This window comes from Methanobrevibacter sp. (assembly GCF_036307625.1).
Classification (GTDB): domain Archaea; phylum Methanobacteriota; class Methanobacteria; order Methanobacteriales; family Methanobacteriaceae; genus Methanocatella.
Genome location: NZ_JAXJXF010000095.1, coordinates 1 through 3158, shown reverse-complemented (window position 1 = coordinate 3158; position 3158 = coordinate 1). Strand labels below are relative to the sequence as shown.

At 34.1% G+C, this 3158-nt stretch carries 3 protein-coding genes; all 3 read right to left on the bottom strand.

The annotated features are described in order from the left end of the window. Window positions 1-646, bottom strand: a 646-nt coding sequence (locus UIB65_RS06025) for a transposase (protein ID WP_330040256.1), incomplete at its 3' end; no start/stop codon positions are given. 186 nt (window positions 647-832) lie between these two features. Continuing rightward, on the bottom strand, window positions 833-2356 hold the full coding sequence (gene ltrA / locus UIB65_RS06020) for a group II intron reverse transcriptase/maturase (protein WP_330040254.1): 1524 nt from the start codon (window positions 2354-2356) through the stop codon (window positions 833-835). Between the two features lie 318 nt (window positions 2357-2674). After that, window positions 2675-2797, bottom strand: a complete 123-nt coding sequence (locus tag UIB65_RS06015) for a hypothetical protein (RefSeq protein ID WP_330040253.1) — start codon at window positions 2795-2797, stop codon at window positions 2675-2677. Between the last annotated feature and the right edge of the window lie 361 nt (window positions 2798-3158).

Below are 3158 nucleotides of genomic sequence, written 5' to 3'. Positions count from 1 at the left end.
TTTCATCGATTAAATCTGTTAATCCTTGTTTTAGAATGTTTTTAGCGGCGTTTATGTCTCGGTCATGTGTTTTTTGGCATTGTGGGCATTTCCATTCTGTTTCATATTTTAGGTCTTTGTTGTAGTGTCCGCAGTTGCTGCATATTTTGCTTGATGGGTACCATCTGCTGATTTGTCTTAGTGTTTTTCCGTATATTTCGGCTTTGTATTTGATCATTTCGACAAATTTTTTCCATGCGATTTTTTGTAATTTTGGGCTGTAGTGTGGGTTTTGAAACATTCCTTTTATGTTTAGGTCTTCGAGTATGATTATGTCGTATTTTTTTACGATTTTTGTGGTTATTTTGTGGTAGTGGTCTTTTATTTTGTTCTTTTTTTGGTCTATCCATTTCCAGTAGGTTTTTAGTGTTTTTTTGTAGCGGTTGCTATTGTTTTTTTGTCGGGATAGTCTTTTTTGGTATTTTTTGATCATGTTTTCCTCGTAGGTAACGTCTAAATTGGCTATTTTTAGTCCATTGTCGAGTGTTGCTAGTGTTCTCATACCTAAATCGATTCCCACGAATTCTTTTGTTTTAAGAAATTCTGGTATTTCAGTTTCGATGTTAAATACAGCATAATATTTTCCATTTTCTATTTTAATTGTCACATTATTGATTTTAACTTTTTTTAATTTTTCACGATATTTTTTACTTGGTCGAATAAGTCAGAGAGATTGCTCTCCCTTCCTCTCCTAAGAACCGAACGTGTGGCTTTCACCACTATTCGGCTCAAGCATACTTTATAAGAAAGTAAACGACTATTTCAATAGATAACTGGAGTTATTATATATGAGTTAACCAAATAAATACTCGAAAGGTGTTTTCAACAAGCGTTTATCGAAATATTCATCATATTCAACGTCATAAGGTGAAGCCCTATATTTAATGCATTTATGATATTGGATACTAATCCATGACATTTTATCCACTTGGCTACCAGTTTTAGGGTCAGTAAAAGTCCATCTATCATTATGACCCGGATGTTCAGATACTTTAAAATGTTTCTTAACTCTCCATTTAGTAGATTTATTAGGATACCATCTTTTGATTTGTCTCATCCAGAGTCTAAAGATATAATTATCCATTTTACTGAACAATTTCTTATTTGAACCTCTCTTCCAGTAATTACCAGTCCCATTAATTAAATAGTTAAGGCGTGTAATACTCTCTTCAAGATTCCATGGGTAGCAATTGCGAATGATAACTTTGGCCTTGTGCATAAAAGATTTGATACTGTCATTAGATGCTTTAATAAGCACCTTATCACGATCTTTACCTCTATAGCATCGTATATTATATCCCAAAAAGTCAAAACCATCATATAGATTTGTAATCCTTGTTTTATCCGAAGCCAAAGTTAAACTTCTTTCATTCAAATAATCATCTAACAAACCATACAAGGCTTCTACATCCTTCAATGTCTTACACAACACTACAAAATCATCAGCGTACCTAATAACAACATATTTGGATTCATTTGAATAATAATAACGATTGTTCTTTATTCTTCTCCGATATTTGATATTAAGTGCCTCTTCCATGCCATGAAGCGCAATATTGGCCAACAATGGAGATATAATTCCTCCTTGAGGAGTGCCCGTTCTGGTTCTATAAAAGATATCATTTTCAAGATACCCTGCTTCCAACCATTTCTTAATCACCTTTTTAAGGGGAAAATTACCCAATTTATCCAATATATGTTGATGATTCAAAGTATCAAAGCAAGATTTGAAATCTCCTTCAAAGACATATAGTCTCTTTAAACCTCTTGTATGAGCATGTATTTTTGCAATAGCATCACCAGTTCCACGAAGAGGTCTAAAACCAAAACTATTCGCTCCAAACTTAGCTTCCCACGTTGGTTCTAATGCTAACTTACATATTTCTTGATATATTCTATCAATAATACTAGGAATACCTAGAGGCCTTGTTTTTCCATTCTTTTTAGGAATATAAATCCTCCGAACCGGCTTAGGATTATGTAGGCTAATTTTGTAATTTGAAAGTTTATAAAATAGAGCCATACGTTCACTATCCGTTCTTATGATTTTACCATCAATACCGCTAGTTCTTTTACCTTTATTTCTTTTGGTTACTACATAAATAGCATATAATAAACTCCTTTTATCATTAACTAACAGTCTACATAGACTGTTAACTTTTCTATAGTCACCTACTTTCTCTGCTTCAAATATCCGTTTTTGTATCTTAAATATGGCGTACCCAAGAGATTTCCAGTTAATGGATTTCCACTCTTTTTCAAGTACTCTTTTGTCTGATTCCACAGACTGCAATATATCGCTATATCCAGTTTTCATTGCCTAAATCACACTCTCATAAAATTTTATATTTATTTCACATTCAAGATATCTTCCGTTTTAAATGAAACAAAAGATACACCTGCTAAAAGTCAGCCTATCCCACACAGTTATTATATTTGTCAGTTTACTGATAATCTTTCGATTAAAGCGGGCATTTGCTTCCTTTAGCATCCCATACCCAGAAAAGAACATCAGATTTCCTCACGGTCACCCTACCACGTCAAGTGGGCAGTTCTGGGCTTACCAAGTTAACCAGTTGCTAGATACGATTAGGTTAGGTTCTCCAATTACACCGACTGGCATGAGGGTTGTGTCCTATATACATGCACCGAAACTCATGTATGTCCTTTTATCCAGTAGTACAATGGCTCTTCGAAACTTCCTACCCATTGCTGTGTATGACGATGCTTTTTTCAGGAGTTCACGGTCGTTAACCAATACTAATCTTTCTCTCGCCCTTGTGCCATTGGAAGTTATGGCATCAATTAGGCTTTACCTTTTATGCAACCCACCCCACCGTTACCGGTGACGCAGTTTCAAGGGAGAATAACGCGCACAACAACGTTATCAGTTCATATAACTGCACTAACATATGTTAATTAAACATATAACAAATTACTGGTCCTAGCTTGTCGCACTCCGGTAATACACCCCTCCCAATTTTGGTAAAATAATTATATTGTCTTTGATTTTTATATTGCCATTGTTTTGTATTCTAAATGATTTTTTATCATGTTTTTTGGATTTAAATCTTGGATAATCACTTTCACCATTGAAAAATTTATTATAAGCCTGTATA